General features: G+C 59.7%; 16 protein-coding genes. 13 read left to right on the top strand and 3 right to left on the bottom strand.

Annotated features, from left to right (window positions below; genetic code table 11):
• Nucleotides 1–23: 23 nt before the first annotated feature.
• The gene (gene hpnC / locus ERE07_RS08280) at nucleotides 24–917 is read right to left on the bottom strand and encodes a squalene synthase HpnC (protein ID WP_130008353.1); all 894 of its coding nucleotides are present in this window, start codon (nucleotides 915–917) and stop codon (nucleotides 24–26) included.
• Between the two features lie 79 nt (nucleotides 918–996).
• Between hpnC and alr the strand changes: the two genes are divergently transcribed.
• The 12 genes from alr to phoU all read left to right on the top strand — a co-directional run bounded on the left by alr (nucleotide 997) and on the right by phoU (nucleotide 11,685).
• On the top strand, nucleotides 997–2,163 hold the full coding sequence (gene alr / locus ERE07_RS08275; RefSeq protein WP_130008352.1) for an alanine racemase: 1,167 nt from the start codon (nucleotides 997–999) through the stop codon (nucleotides 2,161–2,163).
• On the top strand, nucleotides 2,160–2,876 hold the full coding sequence (locus tag ERE07_RS08270) for an SDR family oxidoreductase (RefSeq protein WP_130008351.1): 717 nt from the start codon (nucleotides 2,160–2,162) through the stop codon (nucleotides 2,874–2,876). Before alr ends, ERE07_RS08270 begins: the two co-directional genes overlap by 4 nt.
• Nucleotides 2,877–2,931: 55 nt before the next feature.
• Nucleotides 2,932–4,293 (top strand): DNA repair protein RadA, encoded by a 1,362-nt coding sequence (gene radA, locus ERE07_RS08265; protein WP_130008350.1) that lies wholly within the window; start codon nucleotides 2,932–2,934, stop codon nucleotides 4,291–4,293.
• Between the two features lie 9 nt (nucleotides 4,294–4,302).
• A complete protein-coding gene (locus tag ERE07_RS08260) occupies nucleotides 4,303–5,079 on the top strand; it encodes a sulfite exporter TauE/SafE family protein (RefSeq protein WP_130008349.1) in 777 nt (258 codons plus the stop codon).
• 7 nt (nucleotides 5,080–5,086) lie between these two features.
• Nucleotides 5,087–5,818, top strand: coding sequence for a 3-deoxy-D-manno-octulosonic acid kinase (locus ERE07_RS08255; protein ID WP_130008348.1), 732 nt, complete (start codon nucleotides 5,087–5,089; stop codon nucleotides 5,816–5,818).
• 54 nt (nucleotides 5,819–5,872) lie between these two features.
• A complete protein-coding gene (locus ERE07_RS08250) occupies nucleotides 5,873–6,973 on the top strand; it encodes a polyamine ABC transporter substrate-binding protein (protein WP_130008347.1) in 1,101 nt (366 codons plus the stop codon).
• 5 nt (nucleotides 6,974–6,978) lie between these two features.
• Entirely contained in the window at nucleotides 6,979–8,109 is a 1,131-nt protein-coding gene (locus ERE07_RS08245; RefSeq protein WP_130008346.1) for an ABC transporter ATP-binding protein, read from the top strand.
• Entirely contained in the window at nucleotides 8,106–9,023 is a 918-nt protein-coding gene (locus ERE07_RS08240; RefSeq protein WP_130008345.1) for an ABC transporter permease subunit, read from the top strand. The genes ERE07_RS08245 and ERE07_RS08240 overlap by 4 nt, the downstream gene beginning before the upstream one ends.
• On the top strand, nucleotides 9,020–9,832 hold the full coding sequence (locus ERE07_RS08235; protein ID WP_130008344.1) for an ABC transporter permease subunit: 813 nt from the start codon (nucleotides 9,020–9,022) through the stop codon (nucleotides 9,830–9,832). The genes ERE07_RS08240 and ERE07_RS08235 overlap by 4 nt, the downstream gene beginning before the upstream one ends.
• Nucleotides 9,833–9,846: 14 nt before the next feature.
• Nucleotides 9,847–10,209, top strand: coding sequence for a Spx/MgsR family RNA polymerase-binding regulatory protein (locus ERE07_RS08230; RefSeq protein WP_130008343.1), 363 nt, complete (start codon nucleotides 9,847–9,849; stop codon nucleotides 10,207–10,209).
• Complete coding sequence (gene rpiA, locus ERE07_RS08225) at nucleotides 10,203–10,880, top strand: ribose-5-phosphate isomerase RpiA (protein ID WP_130008342.1); 678 nt, start codon at nucleotides 10,203–10,205, stop codon at nucleotides 10,878–10,880. Before ERE07_RS08230 ends, rpiA begins: the two co-directional genes overlap by 7 nt.
• Nucleotides 10,881–10,959: 79 nt before the next feature.
• Nucleotides 10,960–11,685, top strand: a complete 726-nt coding sequence (phoU, locus tag ERE07_RS08220) for a phosphate signaling complex protein PhoU (RefSeq protein WP_130008341.1) — start codon at nucleotides 10,960–10,962, stop codon at nucleotides 11,683–11,685.
• 40 nt (nucleotides 11,686–11,725) lie between these two features.
• On the opposite strand, the gene ERE07_RS08215 is transcribed toward phoU, so the two are convergent.
• Nucleotides 11,726–12,007 (bottom strand): oxidative damage protection protein, encoded by a 282-nt coding sequence (locus tag ERE07_RS08215; protein ID WP_130008340.1) that lies wholly within the window; start codon nucleotides 12,005–12,007, stop codon nucleotides 11,726–11,728.
• Nucleotides 12,008–12,103: 96 nt separating this feature from the next.
• Entirely contained in the window at nucleotides 12,104–13,462 is a 1,359-nt protein-coding gene (argA, locus tag ERE07_RS08210) for an amino-acid N-acetyltransferase (protein WP_130008339.1), read from the bottom strand.
• 75 nt (nucleotides 13,463–13,537) lie between these two features.
• Between argA and hrpA the strand changes: the two genes are divergently transcribed.
• Nucleotides 13,538–17,626, top strand: coding sequence for an ATP-dependent RNA helicase HrpA (gene hrpA / locus ERE07_RS08205; RefSeq protein ID WP_245153566.1), 4,089 nt, complete (start codon nucleotides 13,538–13,540; stop codon nucleotides 17,624–17,626).
• The last annotated feature ends 76 nt before the right edge of the window (nucleotides 17,627–17,702 follow it).

The following is a 17,702-nucleotide window of genomic DNA, read 5'->3' as shown; positions in this document are numbered from 1 at the left end:
GATGGGCCGGCGGCGCCGCCCGGTCAGGTAAGCGCGCGCCAGAACAGCACTGCCCAGTCTCTTTTTGAGAGTGTAGGGCGTTGCTGGAATATGTCGTAGTGTAATTGGTCGAGGCGTTCCAGGATACGCAAGCCGCCGTGAACGATCAGTTTTAGCTCCAGGCCGAGGCGTCCAGGAAGGCGCGAGGTCAGTGGAAGGCCAGCGTGCAGCAGGCTGCGAGCCTGTTGCACCTGCTCGCGCATCAACGTCTGCCAGGCCTGGTCTGCACGCCCGCCCGCATCGGCATCGGTTTTCAATCGCGCACTGGCCTGGGCCCGTACTGCCGGCGCTGTGGCGGCCCTGTCGGCGATATAGGCTTCCGTCACGCCATGGCGCTCCAGCACCCTGCGCGGCAGGTAGACGCGGCCTTTGTGCCAGTCTATGGCGACATCCTGCCAGAAATTGACCAGTTGAAGTCCTGTGCAGATCGCATCGGATTCGGAAAGGCTGGAGGCGTCGGTCGCGCCATAAAGATGCAGCATGAGGCGCCCCACGGGATTGGCGGACCGCTTGCAGTAGTCGAAGAGCTGGATATCCGTCTCGTAGCGTGTCGTTGTGACGTCTTGTTCAAAGGCGGACAGCAGATCGAAGAATGGGCCCAGCGGCAGACCGTGTCGCGCTATGGTTTCCGCCAGCGGCACGAAGACGGGCTTGAGCCTTGCCTCGACAAGCGCGGCAGGCTGGCCTGCATCAATGTGTTCGAGCGCCTGGCGGTACACAGCCAGTTGCGCCAGCCGGGTGGCTGCATCTGCATCACCCTCGTCAGCGATATCATCTGCGCTGCGGGCAAAGCGATAGATATCATGAACGGCCCCGCGCAGGCGGCGTGGCAGCAACAGGGAGGCGACGGGGAAGTTTTCATAGTGATCGACTGACATGGCGGTGAGTATAAGGCAGGCTTGGGGCTACCATCGGGCCGCTTAACGGTTTAGACTTCGCTTTCAAAACGGAGGAACCATGCCACGTCCGATTTCAGCTTCGATCTCCCTGTCGGCGCTGACTCACAATCTCAACACAATACGGGACCAGTATTTACCTGAGGAAGTGCCCCCAAACCTTGCCCGTCCTGGTGTCTGGGCTGTCATCAAGGCCAACGCCTACGGACACGGTGTCGACAATGCCGTGCGGGCCTTTGCGCAGGCCGATGGTCTGGCCATGCTCGATCTCGACGAAGCAGTGCGTTGTCGCGAACGCGGGTGGCAAAAACCTATTCTCATGCTTGAGGGGTTTTTCGAGCCGCGCGATATTCCCGTATTGCAGCAGTATCGCCTTCACACCACCTTGCACTGCAGCGAGCAACTCGACATGCTTGAGGCTGCCCGCCTGTCGGGCCCGCCGGACGGGGCCCCGGAACACATCAGGCTCGACGCCTTTGTCAAGCTCGATAGCGGCATGAGCCGCCTGGGTTTTTCGCCGTCCCAGTACCGCCAGGCATTCGAACGCGCGCAGCGCCTCCAGCAGAACGGTCTGCTCGATCATGTCGGCAAAATGACGCACTTTGCGCGCGCTGACGACAACCCTGATATCACCCGGGAGCAGGTTGAACTGTTCAATCGCTGTACAGAGGGCTTGCCCGGTCCGGTCAGCGTTTGCAATTCCGCCGGCACGCTCACGCCTGGTCTTTGGGCCACCGCGCATGGCGAGCAAGGCCATTGGGTTCGCCCGGGAATCTGTCTGTATGGCGCGTCGCCCTTTGCTCAGCGATCTGCCGAACAACTGGGCCTCAGGCCTGCCATGACGCTGGCCTCGCGGATCATCAGCATCCGGGAGATCCCACCGGGGGCATGCGTAGGATACGGGCATCTGTTTCACGCGGACAAACCCATGCGTATTGGTGTGGTGGCGTGCGGCTATGCGGACGGTTACCCGCGCCATGCCGCCACCGACGCGCCCATCACGGTCGATGGGGTTCGTACCCGGGTGCTGGGGCGGGTATCCATGGATATGCTCGTGGCCGACCTTGGCCCGGTGCCGCAGGCGCGTGTAGGATCCCCGGTCGTTCTCTGGGGCGAGGGCGGCCCTTCGGTCGACGAGGTGGCACAGGCCGCCGGCACCATAGGCTACGAGCTTCTGTGCGCTGTGGCGCCTCGCGTTCCCAAATTCGTTCAACAGGAAAACACATGAAAGACCAATGCGTACTGGTGACTGGCGCCACCAAAGGCATAGGCTGGGCCATCAGCCGGCATCTTGCCGATCTGGGCTGCCACGTCGTCGGCCTGGCCCGCAATACCCAGGATATTGATTTTCCCGGCTACCTGTATTCATGCGATTTATCCAACGCGGGTGAAACCGAAGAAATGCTTCGCGTCATCCGCGAAAAATACCCAATCGACGGCGTAGTGAACAATGTGGGGCTGGTCAAGCCGCAGCCCCTGGGTGAAATCGACCTGGCCTCGCTGTACCAGGTGCTTGATCTCAATGTTCGGGTTGCTGTCCAGGTTACCCAGACGTTTGTGCCGTCCATGAAAGCACGCCGCGAAGGGCGTATCGTGAACATCTGCAGCCGTGTCACCCACGGCGCGTCCAATCGCACAAGTTACTCCGCCGCCAAAAGCGCCCTGATCGGCTGTACCCATACCTGGGCGCTTGAGCTGGCGCCCTACGGGATCACGGTCAATGCGGTATCGCCAGGGCCGGTCGAAACCGAACTGTTTCGTGTCAATCATCCGGAAGGCAGCGAGGCCGAGAAGAACGCCCTGGCATCCATTCCCATGGGGCGTCTGGGCAAGCCAGCCGATGTCGCCGCCGCAGTGGCCTTCTTGCTCAGCGATGCCGCAGGCTTTATTACCGGACAGGTGCTGGGCGTGGATGGCGGGGGCAGTCTGGCGGGCCGTTAAACTTGCGGGATGACACCCACAATGAATCCCACAAGAATGCAGGCTTACACTTAGCATGGCCAAGACCAAGACTCTTTTTGTTTGTAGCGAATGCGGGGGTACGTGCCCCAAATGGGAGGGCAGGTGCCCTCATTGCAGCGCATGGAATACGCTGCAGGAATCGCGTGAATCAACGGCCCCTGCGCATCGCTACGCGCCCCTGGCGGGCAGCAGCCCCGTGCGCAGCCTTGCCGAGATCGAAGCGCGCGAGTTGCCGCGCCAGCCAACCGGCATCGCCGAGTTCGACCGGGTTCTGGGCGGCGGGCTGGTTACCGGCGCGGTCGTGCTCATCGGCGGGGATCCTGGCATTGGCAAGTCTACCTTGCTGCTCCAGGCGCTGGTTTCCTTGTCGCATGCCGTCAAGGTGCTCTATGTGACCGGCGAAGAGTCAGCCGAGCAGGTCGCCCTGCGGGCCCGCCGGCTGGAGTTGGCCACCAACGATGTCGATTTGCTCGCCGAAATCAGGCTGGAGTCGATTACGGCTGCGCTCACGGAGCAAAAGCCGGCCGTTGCCGTCATTGACTCCATCCAGACCCTGTATTCCAGCGAGCTTTCCGCTGCCCCGGGATCCGTTTCCCAGGTTCGGGAATGTGCTGCGCAATTAACCCGGCTGGCCAAGCAGACCGGTACTTCCATCGTCCTGATTGGCCATGTCACCAAAGACGGCGCCTTGGCTGGCCCGCGTGTGCTCGAGCACATTGTCGACACCGTACTTTATTTCGAAGGCGATACGCACTCGGCCTTTCGCCTGGTCCGTGCGTTCAAGAACCGTTTTGGCGCTGTCAATGAGCTGGGTGTATTTGCCATGACAGACCGCGGCCTGCGCGGTGTTGCCAATCCGTCCGCGCTGTTCTTGTCCCAGCACGAGCAAAATGTTGCCGGGTCCTGCGTCATGGCCACTCAGGAAGGCACGCGCCCGCTGCTCGTGGAGATCCAGGCCTTGGTCGATACCGCGCACGTGCCCAACCCGCGCCGCCTGTCGGTCGGCCTTGAAGGCACGCGGCTGGCGATGCTGCTGGCAGTATTGCATCGGCATGCCGGTGTCGTCACTTTCGATCAGGATGTGTTTGTCAACGCCGTGGGGGGCGTCAAGATTACCGAGCCGGCTGCCGATCTGGCGGTGTTGCTGGCCATCATGTCGTCGCTGGGCAATAAACCCTTGCCTCGCGGCCTGGTTGTGTTTGGCGAGGTAGGATTGGCGGGCGAAATCAGGCCTGCGCCACGCGGACAGGAACGCTTGCGCGAAGCCGCAAAACTCGGTTTCAGCCTGGCGCTCATTCCCAAGGCCAATGCGCCGCGCCAGGTGATCGAAGGGCTGGAGGTGATCGCCGTCGACCGCATAGACGCCGCCATTGCCCGCTTGCGCGAACTCGGCTAAGGAACGCGCATGCCCTGGTATTTCATTGCAGTGGGCGGCTTGCTGTCGGGGGCGCTGATTGGCTTTACGGGAGGCCTGCTGGGCATTGGCGGGGGCTTGCTGGCCATCCCCTTGCTGGGCCTGCTGCTTGGAATGGACCAGCAAATGGCGCAGGGTACCGCGCTGATCATGGTGTTGCCGGCTGTGTTGCTGACAGTGCGCAAGTACAACCAGAATGCGCGTATCGATTTTCATGCGGCCGCAGCGGGCGCCGCCAGTTCCATCGTCTGTACCTGGATCGGTGCGCGCATTGCGCTCGGCCTAGACTCGGCGCAGCTGCGCCTCATCTATGCCGTCTTCGTGCTGGGTATTGCCGTCTTCTATTTTTACCAGGCCTGGCGCGGGGCCCGCGCCAGGAAGCCGCTGGCCCCGCGCCGGCAGGCGGGAGAGTTTCATAAAGGCTGGTTTGCACTGATCGGGACACTCGCAGGTCTGGCGGGCGGTATTTTCGGGGTGGGAGGATCCGTGCTGGTAGTGCCCCTCCTCACCACTTTCTTTCGCCTGAGCCAGACCGGCGCGCAGGCCATCGCGCTTTCCATGATCATTCCGGGTATCTTTGTGGCACTGTTTACCTATGCCTCGCACGGACAGGCAGACTGGTTGATCGGCATCCCGTTGGCGCTGGGCAGCATCCTGATGGTGCCCTACGGCGTAAGGCTTGCCTATGCGCTCCCGGAACCCAGGCTTAAACTCATCTTTGCCTGCCTGCTTGTTGTTATCATGGCCCTGTTGCTTCTGAAGGTCTGAGGACTGCATGAATACCCCTACACCCATACTGCCGAACGTGCGCGATCTCGCCTTTGATCATGGGGCAATGCGGTATGACGCCAGCCTGATAGCGTCCCCAGGGGCCTGGCTGTTCGACGCCACAGACGACAGACTGGGTGCTTCCGCTGTCAGCGAAGGAGGCCGACAGGCCGCCTGGTTTGTCGAAGGCGGATTTGGTGCCGCTGTCCTGAGGCGCTACCGCCGGGGGGGGCTGGTGGCGCACCTGAGCGCCGACCGCTATATCTGGACGGGGGAGCACAGTACGCGCTCCTTCGCGGAGTTCGATCTTTTGCACTTCATGCACCGTCAGGGCTTGCCTGTGCCTAGGCCCTTGGCCGCTTCCTACTGGCGCAAGGGGGCCGGCTATCGCGCCGCGATCCTGGTGCAACGTCTGATGGATACGCGCCCCTTGGCGCAGATACTGGATGAAGCCAATCCTCATGATGTGGCGACCGCGATTTTCGCCGTGCATGAGGCGGGCATCTGGCATGCGGATCTCAATGCCTATAACATCTTGCTTGACCCGCAAGGGAAGGCTTGGCTGATCGATTTCGACAAAGGCCGGTTGCATCCCTTGTTGTCGGCAGAGCGGCGGCGCGGCAACCTGCTGAGGCTGCGTCGTTCGCTGGTAAAGGTCGGGGGGGAGCAGGGCATGCTCTGGTGGGAAGACCTGAACCGGGCCTACGGGCTGCTTGTCAAGGCGGCGCAACACCTCTAGCGCCAAAAAGCTTTATCATCACGCCTTTTGGGTGTGCTCTCCGGGAGGCTTGCAATGAAATTCGGCGTGGCAAAAACACTGCTCCTTGGCGCTGTCCTGGCGACGGCCCTCGGTACGGCAGGCGCGCAACAAAAAATCGTCAATGTCTACAACTGGGCGGAATACACGGCGCCCGATACTTTGTCGGGTTTCGAAAAGGCCACCGGCATCAAGGTGCGCTATGACGTCTACGACAGCAACGATACCTTGCAGGCCAAGCTGCTGACCGGAAAGTCCGGCTACGATGTGGTGGTGCCCTCCACGCATTATGCCGCGCGTCAGATTGAAGGCGGTCTGTTCCAGAAGCTGGATAAATCCAAGCTCCCCAATTGGAAGCACCTGGATCCCGACCTCATGGATATTGTGGCCACAGTTGATCCGGGCAACCAATACCTGATTCCCTGGGGATACGGTACCAATGGAATGGGCTATAACGTCACCAAGGTACGCGAGATTCTGGGCGAAAATGTGCCGCTGGGCAGCTGGGACATGCTTTTCAAGCCGGAAAATGCCGAGAAGCTCAAGGCCTGCGGTATTTCGATACTCGATGAGGCGGCCCAGGTTTTTCCGGCGGTTTTGCATTATCTGGGCAAAGATCCAAACAGCAGCAATCCCGAAGACTACAAAGCGGCTTTGGCACTGCTCAAGACCATACGACCCTATGTCCGGCAGTTCAGCTCATCAGGTTATATCGATGAACTCGCCGCTGGCGACTTGTGCATGGTGTACGGATTCTCGGGCGATGTCATGATTGCGGCTCATCGCGCCAAGGAGGCGGGCATGTCCTATGCGATCGATTACTACATCCCTGAGGGCGGGGCGCCCGTGTGGTTCGATACCATGGCCATCCCCAAGGATGCTGCGCATGTCGACGAAGCTCACGCTTTCATCAATTACATCGAGACGCCTGAAGTCCATGCAGCGATCACAAACACGATGTTCTATCCCAATGCCAACAAAGAAGCGCGCAAGTTCGTGAACAAAGCCGTGGCGGACAATCCGATGATTTATCCGGAACCCGAGGTCGCCAAGACGCTCTATGTGATCAAGCCCCAGCCCTTGCCAGTGCAGCGCCTGCAAACACGCATGTGGGCCGAACTCAAATCGGGACGATAGCCGCCATGGTTGAGGCGAGGGCAGTGCCCGCATCCTGGTCCGGCGATGCCGACGAATTCGTTCGCGTTGAAGAGGTGGTCAAGATATTCGGAGACACCGTTGCCGTGCGCTCGGTCAACCTGTCGGTGCGCCGTCACGAGATCTTTGCCCTGCTCGGCAGCTCGGGCTGCGGCAAGTCAACGCTGCTGCGCATGCTGGCTGGCTTCGAGGATGTGACGTCGGGCCGTATTTATCTGGATAACGAAGACATCACCAGCCTGCCGCCCTACAAGCGGCCGGTCAACATGATGTTTCAGTCCTATGCACTGTTTCCGCACATGTCCGTCGAAGCCAACGTGGCATTCGGCCTGAAGCAGGAAGGCGTGCCGCGCAACGAGATTCACGAACGCGTGTTCGAATCCCTGGATCTCGTGCAGCTTGCGGGCTTTTCCCGCCGCAAGCCGCATCAACTTTCTGGCGGCCAGCAACAACGGGTTGCCCTGGCGCGCAGCCTGGTCAAGCGCCCCAAGCTATTGCTGCTGGACGAGCCCATGTCTGCGCTGGACAAGCAGATACGTCAAAAGACCCAGATAGAGCTGGTCAAGATACTGGAACAGGTTGGCGTCACTTGCATCATGGTGACACACGATCAGGAAGAGGCCATGACCATGGCAGACAGGCTGGCCGTCATGACCGAAGGGCAAATCGTCCAATGCGGCACTCCGCACGATGTTTATGCCTTTCCCAGTTCGCGCTTTGTGGCCGGCTTTATCGGGTCGACCAATCTGTTTACCGGAACCATTGTGGTCGATGAGCCCGATCATGTCCTCATCGAAAGCGCAGAGTTGACGCGCCCGCTCTACGTGAATCATGGCATCAGCGAGCCTCTGGGCATGGAAGTGCATGTGTCCATTCGTCCCGAGCATATCCAGGTGCGGCGACACGCGCCAGAAACCGAATCCAACTGGGGGCACGGTATGGTTAGCCACGTTGCATGGATGGGGGCTTATGCGCGCTATCAAGTGCGCCTGGACGCGGGGCAACTGGTAGAAGCCCAGGTGCCGAGCCAGTTGCTTGCACAGGCTGATGCCCCAGGCGTGGATGACGAAGTCTATCTCACGTGGTCCAGCGACAGCGCCACGGTTTTGCCATCATGAAGAAGCTTGCATGGCATACACTGCCCAACCGGCGATGGGCTGCGATTGCACCGCCTTTTGTCTGGCTGGCGCTGTTCCTGCTGCTGCCGTTTCTGCTGGTGCTCAAGATCAGCTTTGCCGATCTGAAGTTCGGCATTCCTCCCTACACGCCCCTGACGCAGCTGCAGGATCAGGTGCTCACGATTGCGCTCAGCCTGCGCGGCTATGCGCTGCTGTTCACAGACAGTCTCTATATTGCCACCTACCTGAATTCCGTCAAGATGGCAGCGGTGACAACCGTGTGTTGCATGTTGATCGGCTATCCCATGGCGTACTACATCGCGCGCTCGCACCCATCGGTGCGCGGCATACTGCTGCTGGGGGTGATACTGCCCTTCTGGACGTCGCTGCTGCTCAGGGTCTATGCGTGGGTCGGCATATTGCGCAACGATGGGCTCCTCAACAACCTGTTGATGTCGCTGGGGCTGATAGATGCGCCGCTCGAAATCTATCGCACCGATCTGGCTGTCTACATAGGACTGGTGTATGCTTATCTGCCGTTCTTCATCCTGCCTCTGTATGCCAATTTGGTAAAGATGGATATGCGTTTGCTGGAGGCGGCCTACGATCTGGGCGCCCGACCCTGGCGTGCGTTCCTGAGCGTGACTTTGCCGCTATCCCTGCCAGGTGTCATCGCAGGCGCCATGCTGGTGTTTATTCCGTCGGTGGGCGAATACGTCATCCCCGAGATGCTTGGTGGCGCCAACACCCTGATGATGGGCCGCGTGATGTGGAATGAATTCTTCAACAATGCGGACTGGCCCATGGCCGCGGCCGTCACCTGCATTATGGTCATGCTCCTGCTCATTCCGCTGGTACTGTTCCAGTACAGTCAGGTGAAGCAGATCGAAGGCAAAAGAAGAGGTGCGCGATGACCCGGCCCCATCCCGTCTTGCGTACGCTGTCGTTGGTGTTGGGCTTCAGTTTTCTGTACTTGCCCATTCTGTCGCTGATCGTGTTTTCGTTCAACGATTCGGCAATGATGAATACCTGGAGCGGTTTCTCTTTCAAATGGTATCGCTCGCTCATGAATGACGACGCATTGCTTAGCGCCGCGCGTCTGTCTCTGTTGATCGCCGCACTTACGGCCACGGCCGCTGTCGTCATTGGCACTTGGGCAGGATATGTGCTGGCGCGCATGGGGCGCTTTCGCGGCTTTGGCCTGTACATAGGCATGCTCAGCGCACCGTTGGTCATGCCCGAGGTCGTGCTGGGCATTTCGCTGCTGCTCATGTTCGTCGAGCTGGGCGATCTGACCGGGTGGCCGGCAGGCAATGGCGTTTTTACCATTTGGGTGGGACACACAACCCTATGCATGGCTTACGTCGCGGTGATCATTCAATCTCGTATCCACGATCTGGATCGCACCCTCGAAGAGGCTGCGCTCGATCTGGGCGCCTCGCCGCTGAAGGTGTTTTTTGTCATTACCTTGCCACTGATCGTCCCTGCGCTCATGGCAGCCTGGTTGCTGGCCTTTACGCTGTCGCTGGATGACGTCGTGATTGCTTCCTTCCTGTCCGGGCCGGGCTACACCACACTGCCGCTCGAGGTTTTTTCCCGCGTGCGGCTGGGTATCAAGCCAGAGATCAATGCGCTGGCAACGCTGTTTATCCTGGCGGTCGGGATTTGCGTCATCATCGCCAACCGGATTCAGCAGCGTCGCGCAGCCAGGCTGGCGGTTTAACAGAAAGGATAGGCATGAAAAAAGTACAACTCTACGGGCTCCAGAAATGCAGCACTTGCGTCAAGGCCATGGCCTGGCTGACGCAGCACGGCGTGGCATATCAGTTCTCAGACTATCGCGAACACCCCGTCGATCCCGGCACGCTGCAGTCCTGGGCGCAAGCCTTGGGTGGATGGGAAAAACTCGCCAACCGAGCCTCCATGACATGGCGCAATCTTCCAGAAGCGCAAAAATCCCCTGAAACGCCCGAGGCCTGGCTGGCTCTGATCGCCCAATTTCCCGCCCTGATTCGCCGCCCAGTGGCCGTGGACGCCCAAGGGGAAGTGGGCGTTGGATTTTCCGAAAAAAAATATAGCGAGCGCTTTTCATCATGCTGACCCAGACAGACCTTAAACGCAACGTGGCCGACGCGGCCGTTCAGTTCATTTTGCCCCTGTTGGCACCAGGTGTTGTGCTGGGTGTAGGCACGGGCTCCACGGTGGATCTCTTCATCGACGCGCTGGCGCCACACAAGGCCAACTTTCGAGGGGCGGCCTCCAGTTCGGAACGCAGCGCCGCGCGGATGCGCGAGCACGGCATCGAGGTCTTCGACCTGAATGAGGTGGGGACCATGCCGGTGTATGTCGATGGCGCCGACGAAATCGACAGGTCCCTCAATATGATCAAGGGCGGTGGCGGGGCGCTCACGCGCGAGAAGATTGTCGCATCCGTCGCAGAGCGCTTCGTCTGCATTGTTGATGAATCCAAAGTGGTGGATCAATTGGGCGGTTTTCCGCTGCCGGTCGAAGTCATTCCCATGGCCCGAACATCCGTGGCGCGCCGTCTGGCGGCGCTGGGGGGCCAGCCTGTGCTGCGCGACGGTTTTATCACCGATAATGGGTGTGAGATCCTGGATGTTTCAGGCTTGGCCATTCCCGATCCAGCCGCGCTTGAGGCAAGCATCAACAACATCCCTGGCGTTGTGTGCTGCGGCTTGTTTGCGTTGGCAGGTGCCGATATTGCGCTGGTATCCGGGCAGGGAGGCGTGGCCGAAATGACAGGGTCATAATTGCGTCATAATTTCGCGCTAAGCTAGCATATTGTGCAAATCCGCAAATTCGATACCCTTTTGCGATTCAGAGGCAGATATGTCCGAACACACCAATAAACAGTTCCACACCGATCTCGAAACCACTCGCTCGCTATTCCTGCAGATGGGCGGGCTGGTCGAGTCCATGGTCAAGGAAGGCATGGATGCCCTCGCTACGGGCGATCTCAGCCTGGTTGACAAGGTTCGCGAACGCGAAAAAGACGTCAACCGGCTCGAGGTCGAAATCGACGAACGCATCAGCCTGCTGATTGCCCGCAACCAGCCAACCGCTGTCGATCTGCGCCTGTTGCTGTCCGTTTCAAAAATGCTCACCGATATGGAGCGTTGCGGTGACGAGGCCGAAAAAATCGCCAAGGTCGCTCGCCGGCTGCACGAGGCAGATGGCCGCTACGAGCCCGTGGTCGAACTGCGGCATATGTCCACATTTGTCACCGCGATGATACGCGACTCGCTCGATGCCTTTGCGCGTATGGACCCGATCCACGCCGCACAGGTCGTGCGTAACGACAAAGAAGTTGATAAAGAGTGGAAGGGCTCGCTGCGCCACATCATCACTTACATGATTGAAGACCCGCGCACCATTTCGCGCTCCATCGATCTCATCTTCATCGCTCGCGCGCTTGAGCGCATCGGTGATCACGCCAAGAACATGTCCGAACGCGTCATCTACATGGTGCGCGGCGATGATGTCCGACACACCGGTGTTAAAAACACGGAGCGCACCGCGCGTGGCGAACTACCCGAAGAAGAAAACAATATCTGAGTTTGCCGTTCAAGACGCGTTGCGCATGTTCTTGTAAGTGTTACGCCTTGTCTTCTGGGGGCGGCACATAGCCTTGCGCTTCGACGTCCATGTCGTCAAATAAAAAGCTCTCCATCTGCGTGGCCAGGTATTTGCGTGCGCGTGCGTCCGCGAGATTCAGACGGTTTTCATTGACCAGGCGGGTTTGCGTCTGCATCCATTGTGCCCAGGCCTCTTTGGAAACGCTTTGCCAGATGCGAACGCCCAGGTCGCCAGGATAGGGCGGGAAATCTAGCCCTTCGGCTTCGCGTTTGAGTTTTACACAGTTCACCATGCGTGCCATGACGGTTCCTACCTCTGAAAAATTGAACGAGACGTGCTGCGCCCTATTGTAGCCATGCTGCATCCCGATGCCTGGCGGTGTGCCTTGACAATCCGGCTACAACTTTTTGATGAACACCAGACTGTTGCGCGAGCGGTTGTAGTGGGTTTGGCGCTCCTTGGGCAGATCGGAGATGCCGCCGCGCACGAAACCACGCTTCATGAACCAGTGTGACGTGCGGGTGGTCAGGACAAACAGGCGTTTTGCGCCCATGGCGCGCGCTCTGGCCTCCGTATGGCGCAGCAGCATTTCACCTTCGCCCGTGCTTTGCCACTCAGGATGTACGATCAGGCAGGCCATTTCCGCCATGTCTTCATTCAGATAAGGCATTAGCGCAACGCAGCCATAGATAATGCCGTCGTGCTCCAGTACGGTAAAGTTTTCGACGTCACGCTCAATGACCGAGCGTCCACGTGGCACCAGCGTACCGTCTTGCTCCAGGGGTTCTATCAGTTGCACGATCGCGCCGATGTCGTCCACGGTAGCGGGGCGCAGATCGTCCAGCGTGTCTTCGACCACCATGGTGCCGACGCCGTCGTGCGTGAAGATTTCCAGCAGCACGCTGCCATCCAGGGTGTAGGGCACCAAATGGGCGCGTGCCACGCCCCGTTTGACGGCCAGCGACGCGTGCGTCAGAAAATTGGCGGTGTCGTGGTCAAGCGTGTCCGACGCCAGAAGTTTGTCGGCGTCTTCGCGGGCCAATTCAGTGTCGACCGAACCATCGTTTTCGAGAACACTGCAGTCCTGTGTCAGAAAAATCAATTTCTCGGCGCGCAGGGCCACTGCCGCGCTGGTGGCCAGGTCTTCCATGGCCAGGTTGAATGCGTCGCCGGTTGGCGAGAAGCCCAGAGGCGAGAGCAGTACGATAGCGCGCTGATGGATGATGCTGTTGATGGCATCAATATCCATCTTGCGTACAGCGCCGGTGTGCATATAATCGATGCCGTCGATGACACCCACAGGCCTTGCAGTGACGAAATTGCCCGAAATCACACGGATCTGGGCATGCGACATGGGCGTATTGGGTAATCCCTGGCTGAATGCCGCTTCGATATCCAGGCGGATTTCGCCGGCGGCTTCCTTGGCGCATTCCAGCGCTTCGGGGCTGGTGGGTTCGGCGCCGGTCGAAAATTGAGTCTGGTATCCTTTGAGCTGCAGTTGCTCGTTGACTTGTGGCCGTGAACCATGCACCAGCACCAGCTTCACACCCAATGCCGACAGCAGGGATAAATCCTGTATCAGCGCATTCAGTGCGCCATCGCGTACCAGTTCGCCGCCAAAACCAATGACAAAGGTTTTGCCGCGAAAATCGTGCACATAGGGCGCCACCTCGCGAAACCAGCGCACGAACTGAGCGGGAGCAAATTCCGGTGCGTCGTGGGCGGAAAAAGTATTGTCGGTTTCGATGGCGGTCATGGGCGTGTTGGATCCCTGCAAGAGTTGGCTTCATTCAAAATTATAATGAGGGACTATCCACAGGGAAGAAGTTTCATGCAAGAGTTTGTCAATTTGTCGGAAAACGCACACACGGAAGACGACAAAGACACGGGATCTACCGACACGCAGCGGCCTGGCAAGCGCCGTCGCCGCGGGTCCAAGGCAACCGGCGCGTCGCAGACGACGTCTCGGAACGTGCCTTCCGCAGGTTCGGCTGCCCAGCCCGGCCAGGCGGATAAACCTGCACACTTGCATCGCGGCGGCTCGTCGTCGGCGCAAGCTAAGCCGCGTAGTCAATCCCAGCGCGTGGAGCGCCCCTTGCCTGAGCTGGCCTATCCGGATGATTTGCCGGTCAGCGCCCGCCGCGATGACATCGCTGCAGCGATCCAGGCCAACCAGGTCGTTATTGTGTCCGGCGAAACGGGTTCGGGCAAAACCACACAGCTTCCCAAGATCTGTCTGGCGCTCGGGCGTGGCCAGCGACGCATGATCGGTCACACACAGCCGCGACGCCTGGCGGCAACTTCTGTGGCAAAGCGCATCGCCCAGGAACTCAATACCGACCTGGGCGACTGGGTCGGATATCAGATCCGGTTCAGCGATCGCAGCGGGCCCAACGCCGCCATCAAGCTCATGACAGACGGCATACTGTTGGCGGAATCCCAGCGCGACCCGCTGCTGCGCCGTTACGACACGATCATCATTGACGAAGCGCATGAACGCAGTTTGAATATCGATTTTCTGCTGGGCTTTCTCAAACAGCTGCTGCCCCGCAGGCGGGATCTCAAACTCATTATCACGTCGGCAACGATCGACGCCACGCGTTTTGCCGAGCATTTCGGGGAGCCTGGGCGTCCGGCGCCGGTCATTGAAGTATCCGGGCGCTTGTATCCCGTCGAAGTGCGCTACCGGCCGGTGCTGGATGACGAGTCGTTGCGGGAGAGTAACGACGATGACACGGACGGGGCGCGCAGACAGGAGCCTGCCCGCAAACGCGCTGCCGGGCAGGCCGGCGCGTCGGCGCGCCGTGCCAGTGCAGACGAAGAGCGCGACCTGATCGATGCCGTGGTTGATGCGGTCGGCGAGTGTGCTCGTTATGGCCCGGGCGATGTGCTGGTGTTCCTGCCCGGCGAGCGCGAGATACGCGAAACCGTTGAAGGGCTGCGTAAAAGCGCATACGGCAGTTGCGAGATACTTCCGCTCTATGCGCGCCTGTCGCAGGCGGAGCAAGAGCGAATTTTCCGACCCCAGGGCAATACTCGCCGCATCGTGCTGGCCACCAACGTTGCAGAAACATCGTTGACAGTGCCAGGCATACGGTATGTGGTGGATAGCGGCCTTGCGCGCATTAAGCGCTATTCCTGGCGCAATAAGGTAGAGCAATTGCGCATCGAGCCGATCAGCCAGGCGTCTGCCAACCAGCGCGCAGGCCGATGCGGCCGAATCGGCCCCGGCCTCTGTATACGGTTGTATGGCGAAGACGACTTCAAGCGGCGCGCTCCATTTACCGATCCCGAGGTATTGCGCTCGTCGCTGGCCTCGGTGATCCTGCGCATGAAGGCGCTCAAGCTGGACGATATTGAATCCTTTCCCTTTGTCGATCCACCGCCAGGACGCGCCATTGCCGACGGCTATCATCTGTTGCAGGAACTGGGGGCCATTGATGACAGCAATTTACTGACCGACACAGGTCGGGAACTGGCGCGCCTGCCGGTCGACCCGCGCGTGGCGCGCATGGTGCTGGCGGCTCGAGACCAGCAATGTCTGGCGGAAATCCTGGTCATTGCATCGGCGCTCTCTGTGCAGGATCCGCGTGATCGTCCCATGCAGGAGCGTGAGGCGTCCGAGGCGGCCCATGCCAAGTTTGGCGATGACAAGTCCGAGTTCTTGTCTTTCCTGAAGTTGTGGCGCTGGTATGGCGAACAGGTGGCGCACAAGGCGTCGCAGCGCAAGCTGGTGGCACTGCTGCGCCAGAATTTTCTGTCACCTTTGCGGCTGCGCGAATGGCACGATGTCCATACCCAACTGCTGGCGCTGGTGGGGGAGCAGGGCTGGCGGGTAAACACAGTAGACGCCACGTTCGAGCAAATCCACATGGCTTTGTTGGCGGGCCTGCTCGGCAATATCGGTTTCAGGAACGAGGACGGCGCGGGCTACCAGGGCGCCCGCGGCATCCGCTTCCAGATTCATCCGGGCTCGCGGATGGTCAAGAAGGCAGGGCGCTGGGTGGTGGCGGCTGAGCTGGTCGACACAACACGGCTCTATGCGCGCTGCCTGGCCAGAATAGAGCCGGTATGGCTGGAGCGCGCAGGCGCGCACCTGCTGCTTAGACACTGGTCCGACCCCCGCTGGGAAAAGAAAGCCGGCCAAGTGGTGGCCAATGAGCGTGCCACGTTATATGGGTTACCGGTCTATACCGGTCGGCGCGTGCATTTTGGCAGGATTGATCCCGTGCAGGCACGCGAGCTGTTCATACGACAGGCCCTGGTCACTGGCGAGATTGATTCCAACCTGGCGTTTCTGCAGCACAATCGCAAGCTGATTGCGTCCATCGAAAAACTCGAACATCAAACGCGCAGGCCTGACATTCTGGTTGATGACGAACTGATCTACGCTTTTTACGACCAGCAGATACCGGCAGACGTTTTCCAGACGGCAACGCTGGAACGATGGCATAAGGGCCTGGATAAGCAGCAGGCGCGCGCCTTGATGCTGTCACGCGATGATCTGATGCGTCACGACGCCGCTGGCGTAACCACGGATGTGTTTCCGCGAGAGGTCGAGTGGCAGGGCGTTCGCATGGCCCTGGATTACCATTTCGAGCCTGGCTCTGTGCGAGACGGCGTCACGCTGACCGTTCCCCTGTTTGCGCTCAACCAGATCGACCCCATGCGTTGCGAATGGCTGGTGCCCGGCATGCTCAAGGAGAAGGCACATCTCTTGATCAAATCATTGCCGCAGAAGTTGCGGCGCCATTGCGTGCCGCTCCCAGACTACGCGGCGGGATTTTTCGAACGCTGGTTTGAGCGCGCTGCCGACCCTGACAAGGGGTTGCTTGAAGCCATTAGTGCCGACATGTGGGAGCAGGTCAAGGTCAGGCCGCAGCGTAGCGATTTCAAGCCGGAGATGCTGCCTGCCCACTTGTTCATGAATTTCAAGGTGGTGGACGAACATGGGCGCATGCTGTCTGGCGGCCGCAATCTCGATCAGCTCAAAGCGGAGCATGGACGAGATGCCCAGGCTTCTTTCCAGAAAGTTGCCGCAAAGGACGAGCATGTGGCGCAGGCATTGGCGCATGAGCAACTGACTGACTGGTCATTTGGCACCTTGCCTGACATCATGGAAATCCGCCGACAAGGACAGTCATTCATTGGGTATCCGGCACTGGTGGATAAGGGCACGCACTGTGATCTGGACGTCTTTGATGACCCTGCTCTGGCACGTCTTCAGCACCAGGGTGGCTTGCGGCGCTTGTTTCGTCTGGCGTTGCGCGAGCAGGTCAAGTTTCTGGAAAAGAATCTGCCTGACTTGACCCGCATGAGCATGCTGTACATGAGTCTGGGCACACAGGAAGCGCTGCGCGACCAGGTTATCGATTGCGCGCTGGACAGGGCCTGTCTGGCCGACCCCTGGCCGGTGGATGCGGCGCAATTCGACGCGCGGCGCACAGAGGGCAAAACGCGTCTTGGCCTCCTGGCCCAGGAGGTTGCCCGGCTGGCGGGGCAAATACTGGTCGAATGGTCTGCGCTGCAGAAAAAACTTCCTCAGGCTAAACCGCACGCTGCAGCGTATGCCGATTTACAGAAGCAGCAATCAGCGTTGATGGGGAAGTGGTTCTTGCGCGATACCCCTTATCAGCAATTGGTGCATTTTCCGCGGTATCTGAAAGCGGCACAGGCCCGGATCGACAAATTGCGCATCGATCCGGGTCGCGACGCGCGCCTGATGGCAGAGATGGCGCTCTTGTTGACCCAGCATCAACGTGCCGTCTCGGCGCTGAAGGGCGCACGCGATGCTCAACTTGAGGATTTCCGCTGGATGCTCGAAGAGCTACGCGTCGCGCTCTTTGCACAGGAGTTGCGTACCCCTATGCCTGTATCCGTCAAGCGGCTGCAAAAGGCGTGGGCGGCGATGCAGCGCTAGGCGATGAGTCAGGGCACAGCTGCGACAGGGAAAAGGCGTTGCTGCAGGTGCAAAAGCCTAGGGCAAACACGCTTAT

This window comes from Allopusillimonas ginsengisoli, from assembly GCF_004153455.1.
In the GTDB taxonomy this organism is placed as follows: domain Bacteria; phylum Pseudomonadota; class Gammaproteobacteria; order Burkholderiales; family Burkholderiaceae_B; genus Allopusillimonas; species Allopusillimonas ginsengisoli.
This window is presented reverse-complemented; position numbering and strand designations above follow the sequence as displayed.